General features: G+C 45.0%; 6 protein-coding genes. 4 read left to right on the forward strand and 2 right to left on the reverse strand.

Features of this window, described 5'->3' with window-relative positions; all coding sequences use genetic code 11:
• Positions 1 to 488: 488 nt before the first annotated feature.
• The 4 genes from OU793_RS22815 to OU793_RS22830 all read left to right on the forward strand — a co-directional run bounded on the left by OU793_RS22815 (position 489) and on the right by OU793_RS22830 (position 4738).
• Positions 489 to 2120, forward strand: coding sequence for a methyl-accepting chemotaxis protein (locus OU793_RS22815; RefSeq protein ID WP_020837920.1), 1632 nt, complete (start codon positions 489 to 491; stop codon positions 2118 to 2120).
• Between the two features lie 111 nt (positions 2121 to 2231).
• Complete coding sequence (alr, locus tag OU793_RS22820; protein WP_159404345.1) at positions 2232 to 3461, forward strand: alanine racemase; 1230 nt, start codon at positions 2232 to 2234, stop codon at positions 3459 to 3461.
• A gap of 240 nt (positions 3462 to 3701) precedes the next feature.
• The gene (locus tag OU793_RS22825) at positions 3702 to 4433 is read left to right on the forward strand and encodes an AzlC family ABC transporter permease (protein WP_005480275.1); all 732 of its coding nucleotides are present in this window, start codon (positions 3702 to 3704) and stop codon (positions 4431 to 4433) included.
• On the forward strand, positions 4430 to 4738 hold the full coding sequence (locus tag OU793_RS22830) for an AzlD family protein (protein WP_005460963.1): 309 nt from the start codon (positions 4430 to 4432) through the stop codon (positions 4736 to 4738). Before OU793_RS22825 ends, OU793_RS22830 begins: the two co-directional genes overlap by 4 nt.
• Before the next feature lie 168 nt (positions 4739 to 4906).
• Here OU793_RS22830 and dld read toward each other — a convergent pair whose 3' ends face one another.
• Positions 4907 to 6613 (reverse strand): D-lactate dehydrogenase, encoded by a 1707-nt coding sequence (gene dld / locus OU793_RS22835; protein WP_159404346.1) that lies wholly within the window; start codon positions 6611 to 6613, stop codon positions 4907 to 4909.
• A gap of 385 nt (positions 6614 to 6998) precedes the next feature.
• Positions 6999 to 7901, reverse strand: coding sequence for a LysR family transcriptional regulator (locus OU793_RS22840; RefSeq protein ID WP_023585096.1), 903 nt, complete (start codon positions 7899 to 7901; stop codon positions 6999 to 7001).
• Between the last annotated feature and the right edge of the window lie 248 nt (positions 7902 to 8149).

Below are 8149 nucleotides of genomic sequence, written 5' to 3' on the forward strand. Positions count from 1 at the left end.
GTGAGAACGAGGCGTACTTTAACGGATTAATTTATCTGGTCAACAATAAATTTTACCTTTTTGATTCAAACGATTAAAAAGCACGCTAACAAGTTTAATTGACGATCAATCAGCACACATTTTCGTCACCAAATGAGTAAAACAATAAGTTCAGCAAGCGTCGCATCGCGCGCTTATCATATCCATGCACAACAATTCCGGTACTTCCCTCACCTTTTGTGCATTAAACACATCGTTAACACCCCGTAAAAATGGAAGCATCCTTTCATTTTCAACAATTTGTTACACGTAAATGCATAAAACGCCTGGTCTTACCATTATAAAACCATTGACATAATTTATTTTTTTGAAAAGCTCAATACGTTATCGAAAATCGTTTCGATTAATGATACTTTAAATGTGTTGCAGTAATTTAATGGATCAATATCACATATAAGGACGTGGTTTACTTTGACAACACTGCATAAAAAAAACAAGGTATATCACCAATGTCTATCAGAAACCTATCTATTGCGAAGAAAATTTCGCTCTCTTTTTTACTGATTGCGCTTATTAATATTGTATTTGGCGTGTTTTTGTCTACAGAGCTCAAAGAAATCAAATCTGAGCTTTTAAACTATACTGATGACACTCTTCCAGCAATGGAAAGAGTGGATGCGATCCGAGATGATCTTTCTCACTGGCGTCGCTCTCAATTTGCTACTTACACCTATAAGGACGCAGATAAGATCAGAAACAAAATCGCAAGTAACATCCGTGAACGCGAAAAGATCAGCAAAGAACTTGAAGCTTACGGCTCAACCATTTGGCCAGGTGAAGAACAACAAACGTTCCAACGCCTAATGCGCCAATGGAAACAGTACTTGGTTACTATGGACCAATACAATGAGTCGATGTTAGCAGGCAACAAAACCGAAGCGCTCGCTGTTCTATCTAACTCTTTAAACGACTTCGAAGCCGTCGATTCTGATCTAAACGAGCTAATCCGCTTGTTGAAAGTCGCAATGGACAGCAACAAAAATCACATCCTTTCTTCAGTGAACGGTTTGAGCAACTCATCCATCGCGAGCAACGTGACCATTCTAGTGATCATGATTGTTATGACGCTTGTTCTAACACGTTTGATTTGTGGCCCACTACAACTTGTTGTGGAACAAGCAAACTCGATTGCGAAAGGTGACCTTTCTAAAGACATCGATCGTAAATTGATTGGTAACGATGAACTGGGCGAGTTGGCAGATGCAACGACTAAAATGCAAAACGACCTACGCCAAGTTATCGACAACGTTATTGCCGCTGTAACGCAATTGAGCAGTGCAGTAGAAGAGATGAACCAAATCTCTGAGCTTTCTGCTTCTGGCATGAAAGACCAACAGCTACAAATCACGCACGTTGCAACAGCAATGACGGAAATGAAAGCTGCGGTAGCCGACGTTGCACGCAACACGGAAGAGTCAGCGAGCCAAGCCAACGATGCAAACCACCGTACACAACTTGGTGTGCGTGAAACACAAAGCATGGTTGATGCGATTGGTGAAGTAGCAAATGTTATCGGCGCTGCTGGTGATACCGTTTCAGAGCTTGAACAGCAATCTAACCAAATCAACGTTGTGGTTGATGTTATCCGTGATATCGCAGATCAAACAAACTTGCTTGCGCTTAACGCCGCTATTGAAGCAGCGCGTGCTGGTGAATCGGGCCGTGGCTTTGCTGTTGTAGCGGACGAAGTTCGTACTCTTGCTGGCCGTACTCAAGATTCAACAAGTGAAATCACAGCGATCATCGAACAGCTACAATCACTAGCGAAAGACGCGAAATCAGCGACTGAGCTTTCTCGCACAAGCATTGCCGAGTGCGCTGACCAAGGCATTCAGTCAAAACAACTGATGAATGACATCGAACATGCGATTTCTGATATCTCAGACATGGGCAGTCAAATCGCAACAGCATGTAACCAGCAAGACTCAGTTGCTGAGGAACTAAGCCGTAGCATCGAAAACATCCATCTTGCGTCTCAAGAGGTCGCGCAAGGTTCAGAGCAAACTGCACAAGCTTGCCGCGAACTGAGCCAGCTATCCGTATCTCTTCAAGATGTAATGAGCCGCTTTAAGCTAAACTAAAACGACTCGACAAAAACGCTCCAAGCTCCGCAGTTTGGGGCGTTTTGTTTTTCTGGCGTACATTCCCTCGTACGCTTTCCTTTAACAATAAAAAACGCGTATGGAGGTTTTATGCGCCTTAAGAAAACTCTTCTTTCTATTGCCATTGCTGCAGCAACGTTCACCCCTGCTATGCATTCAATCGCAGCTCCACTCCAGCTTCAAACGACGTTAGACCAAGAGAGTCAAATTCAATCATCCAACACTTGGCTAGAAATCGATTTAGGTCAGTTTAAGCAAAACATCGAGCAGTTTAAGTCACACATGAGTGACCAGACTAAAATCTGTGCGGTGATGAAAGCTGACGCCTATGGCAACGGTATCGCAGGCTTAATGCCAACTATCATAGAACAGCAAATTCCTTGCGTAGCGATCGCAAGTAATGCAGAAGCACAAGTTGTGCGAGACAGCGGCTTTAAAGGTCAATTAATGCGTGTTCGCTCAGCAGAGATTGGCGAAATCGAAGGTGCACTTGATCTAAATGTTGAAGAGCTAATCGGCACGCTTGATCAAGCAAAAGCGATCGCTGCACTCTCTAAAAAAGCAAACAAGATAGTCAAAGTTCACCTTGCGCTTAACGACGGCGGTATGGGTCGCAACGGCATTGACATGACGACAGAAAACGGCAAAAAGGCAGCCCTTGCGATTGCTAAGCAATCTGGCGTTAAAATTGTCGGTATCATGACGCACTTCCCGAATTACAACGCAGAAGAAGTACGCGCGAAACTTGGCTCATTCAAAGAAAGCTCGGCATGGCTAATTGAAGAAGCGGATCTAAAACGTGAAGACATTCTTCTGCACGTAGCAAACTCGTACACAGCGCTTAACGTACCAGAAGCTCAACTTGATATGGTCCGTCCTGGTGGCGTGCTTTACGGTGATCTACCAACTAACCTTGAATACCCTTCTATCGTGTCTTTCAAAACACGCGTAGCATCACTGCACCACCTACCGAAAAACAGCACTGTGGGTTACGACAGCAGCTTTACAACCACTAAAGAAAGCGTAATGGCGAACCTTCCTGTCGGTTACTCTGACGGTTACCCAAGAAAAATGGGCAATACGGCAGACGTGCTGATCAATGGTCAACGTGCAAAAGTGGTTGGCGTAACGTCAATGAATACAACAATGATCGACGTTTCAGATATCAAAGGCGTGAAGCCGGGTTCTGAGGTCGTTCTGTTCGGCAACCAAAAATCTCAAACCATCAATGCCGCAGAAATCGAGAAGAACGCCGACGTGATCTTCCCAGAACTTTACACCATTTGGGGCACATCAAACCCTCGTGTGTATGTGAAGTAGTCTTACGACTTCCTTTTTAAACACTTCCTAACTCAAAGCGAGCTTCGTGCTCGCTTTCTTTTTTCGCTCAAAAAGCCCTGAAACACCGATAACGTTAATGTCATCTTGTTGTCTGCGACGAAAACCACATTCTGGTTGTGTTTGAAAGCCCATCCAATTGATGTTAAACATGCAGTTTACAAAATCACAACAATACCCATTTAGGGCTTCTCCCGACTTTGCTGCCGGCTAGGTACATTTATGACAGAAAATACATCCTCTTTTCCTCGATCTTCTGGGGAGCTACATGAGTTCACTCGGGCTGACGTCTGGGGTGGATTTACTCAGCTTTTACCGCTTTCCTTTTTTGTGGTGGTCTTTGGTCTCGCCTTTGGGGTTGCTGCGGTGCAAACCGGTTTAGACGCCTTTCCGACTCTTTTAATGAGTACGCTTGTCTTTGCTGGTGCGTCTCAGTTTGCCACATTAGAAATGTGGGGAGCTGAAGTACCACTTGTACCGGTTTTGATTACTGTGTTTGCCATCAATGCTCGCCACCTTCTGATGGGTGCGACGCTCTACCCTTGGCTGAGACAGCTACCGCCACATAAGCGCTATGGCATTATGTTACTTGCCTCCGATGCAAACTGGGCAATGGCGATGAACGCATTTGGCAAGAAAGAGCCTGGGTTTGGTTTGTTGGTCGGCGGAGGGCTTGCGCTTTGGGGCTTCTGGATTGTCGGCACGTGGATGGGGATCTACTTTGGTGGTGCCATCAAAGATCCAGTCAGTCTTGGCCTTGATATGGTCATGGGTTGCTTTTTACTTTCTATGGTTGCAGGCGGCCCTAAAAATCTGCGTATCTTCGCGATTTGGGGCATGGCTGCAGCTTCATCACTGATGGCTTACTGGTATTTGCCAGAAAACAGCCATGTCGTTGTCGGCGCAATCGCTGGCGGTATTTTAGGTGCTTGTTGGAAGGAGAAAAAAGCATGAACATTGAAACAAGCTTAGGCGGCACGCTGTTTATCATTATCGCAATGGGATTGGTAACTCTGGCAACTCGCTGGGGCGGCGTTTATGTGATGTCATTCATTCCGATTAGCGAACGCGTGCAACGTTTTATCACTGCTATGTCAGGGTCTGTACTGATTGCCCTCTTAGCGCCTCTCGCCGTCGAAGGTGACAACGGTGCGCGAGCCGCGCTCTTTTCAACCGCTGTGGTGATGTTTATCGTTAAAAAACCGCTTCCTGCTATTGCTGCTGGCATTATCGCTGCCGCCGCAGTGCGCGCTTTCTAAAACTGGGTTTTAAATCGCGTCAAAGGCTCAGAAAAGCCATATTCATCAAAATCACGATTCATAAACACCAAAGCCCTGCAGACTCTAATAGCGTCAGCAGGGCTTTTTCTTCATGTTTGATGAATCTCAGATATATAAGCCTAAGACTCTAGTGATCAAAACAAGGGCTTAAGCACAGCAGTTACAGTTGCGCTTATATTTGTCCATTTTACCGATGCCCGGGTTAAAGGTATTGGTTGGATCAAGCTCGTGGTAGAACTTCTGTAATGAGTTTTCTGCTTCGTACAAATGACCCACATTGTGCTCAGCTGGGTATTTTGCACCGCGACTATTGAGGTGCTCTAACATCAGCTTCTTCATTAATTTGGTATCTGTACCTTTTTTGAAGATGTAATCCTGATGGAAGACGTAACACATAAAGTGCCCGTAATAGAGCGACTGAACCAGATTTTTGCTCACCTCTTCAGGCAAAGTTTCCAACCACTCTTCATCATTTCTGCGCAATGCGATATCGAGCGCAACAATGTCTTCAACCTCTTTGCGATGAATCGTTTCGTAGCGAATCGCAGCCCCAGCCGCCGCAAAACGATGTAAGTAAGCTTTTTTACCTTCATCTGGCGTACATTCGAAGAAATCGCAGTCATCTTCAACAGCCCATACTTCTTTCAGGTATTTTTGTGCCTCTTCAATTCCGCTATCACTCATTTTTAGCACTAAGTGGTGCTCGTATTTATCGCGGAATTCCAGCATTCGTTCAGGCAAATGCTGCGGGAACAATTTGCTTGCGTAGTACAAAATGGTGTCTGGCAAATATTTGCTGACAAATGGCACTCGCTCTAAAAAGTTCTCTACTTTCGCTTTCAGTGCGAACATCTTGGGCAGTTTGTCCGTACCCAATAAGTCGATCGATAAAAACACGTCTTTGCCGTATTTCTCTGCCATATTGAAGATATCGCGATGCAGATACTCTCCCATTTCTGGCAGGTTGTCGAACTGGGTCAGAAAATCTTTTCTCAATTTGGTTAACTTGTTTGCGTCGTTCGTGCCCAAGTAAAACACTTGCTCTTTGCTTGGCACTGGGTAGCTATCAACACGCACTGCAAACACGCCCAATTTGCCCGCACAACCGCTCGCTTCAAACAAGCGACGCTCGTCTGCATTAAAACGTGAAGGGATGTCAGACGTCACGTCACGTACTCGTTCATCATATTCTTTGTCTGATGCCATGCGATCATCGTGAACAATCTTGCTTGGGTTGAAATTACCCTCTTGCAGGTTGTGAAGAATTTCTTCCGGCGTCTCACCCAAGCCATCAATACCAAGGTGATTTACTAGATGGAGGTTACCCTGCTTATCGACCTGCGCGTAGATGGCAAGCTCAGTATATGCTGGGCCGCGTTTCACTAACGCACCGCCTGAGTTATTGGCAATACCACCGACAACTGTCGCACCTAGCGATGATGACCCAATAATAGAATGCGGCGCGCGGTTAACGGCTCTGAGTTCTTTTTCTAGTGAGTGTAAACTTGCACCGGGTAAGCACACCGCCTGTTTGCCACCATCCAGCAGGTGAATTTTTTTGATTTTGGTAATGTTGATCACCACGACATCGCGGTCATAGTCGTTACCACTTGGTGCAGAGCCTTCTGTGAGACCTGTTTTCGCAGCCTGCATGATGATGATGCAGTTCGCCTCGACACACTGTTTAATGATCTTCCATTGTTCTAACAAAGTGTTAGGAAACACGACGGCAAGCGCTGTACCACTACCAGAGCGAAAACCTGAGCGGTAGTATTTGGTTTTAACCTGATCGGTCAGGACATTCTCTTCCCCGACTATCGTTTTAAATTCTTCTATCAGCTGCTTTTGTTTCATATCCGTATCTCTAGTTATTTTGCATCACTCACATCCAACCGAACACGGTGTGGATTTGAGTTTGGCTCACTATAAGCAGTCAATTTCCCTGCGTCCATCAAGGTCAAGCGTACAAACCTTAACCAGCATTCACATAGCGTAATTAATCTGTTGTTTTTCTGTAACTTAGCGTTCACAAACCGACGTTAGAACGAAAGAAACAGATCGTTTCCAAAAAGAAACAATAACAAAACCATTCTTTAACAGGTGTGCGCAACGTCTTGTTATCAAAGTAAGTGATGAGGGAGTAACACCGTGTAAGTGGCTAAATTGGATAAATTATTTAAGAGAAAAGGTGGAAACAAAACCACAACACCAAAGTAACCAATGGCGTTGTAGACTTGATTTAAAATCGATGATTTTGACTTTGGAAGCTGTTGTATAGGTGATCAATGAAGATCTTAATCTTCTCGGGTTGCTGCCTTGTGTATGGGTAGACAGCGTAGATACCCAAGCATTTCGCCGTTTCTTCTTTGAACAACTGGATCAAGCTGCCCTGCTTTAAATCTTCATACACCAATACACGAGGCACATAGATAACACCTTGCCCTAGCAGCGCGACATTTCGCAATGCGGAAGAGTTGTTGGTGCATAAGTTGCCATCAACGGTAACTTGGTACATCTTATCGCCGGCTTTAAACGCCCACTCACGCGCGCCAGTCTCCTGATAGGAATATACTAAACAGTTATGCTTAGTCAGTTCGATCGGCTGCTTTGGAATCCCATGCTTGGCAAGATATTTGGGAGACGCACACACCACCCAGTTTGCATCCACCAGCTTTCTGGCAATAAGGCTAGAATCTGGCAACATGCCAGTACGAATGGCCAGATCGAAACGCTCATTGACGATATCGACAAATCGATTATCAAGTTCCATATCGATATTGATGTCAGGATACTTGTCATTGAACTCCGAAATCACACCCGGAAGAATCAACTCACCAGAAATGGTAGGTACCGTGATCTTAATGTTGCCAGACAGGTTCTTCCCCAATCCAACGATCGATTCTTCGGCTGTAGCAACAGCTTGATAAACCGCTTTAGCGTGCACAAAGAAGGATTGCCCCGCCTCTGTCAACGTCAGCGTTCTCGTCGTGCGATAAAGAAGCTGAACACCTAATTCTTGCTCCAACTTCGCAATACGTTTACTAACCACCGATTTAGTGAGCTCCATGTGCCTTGCCGCACTGCTGAAAGAGCCTTGTTCGACCAAATGGTAAAAAATGATGTAATCGTCGGTGTTTCTCATGCGTCTTCGTCAAATCCTTTAGAGGCCGATATTGTAAACCGATATCAGCCGAGGCGCTAAATGTACGGTCACAGTTACCAATGGTGAGACCTACAAATCACGAGAGAGAAATAAGAATAGGATCTGTTTTCGGATATTCAGATACAAAAAAACCAGCTTTCGCTGGTTTTAAGTTGATGCTTTAAGCATCGAGATACCGCAATTGCCATATCTGAATAATTTGGAGCGACACACGAGGTTCGAACTCG

The sequence above is a fragment of the Vibrio sp. VP6 genome (assembly GCF_028823755.1).
GTDB lineage: Bacteria > Pseudomonadota > Gammaproteobacteria > Enterobacterales > Vibrionaceae > Vibrio > Vibrio parahaemolyticus.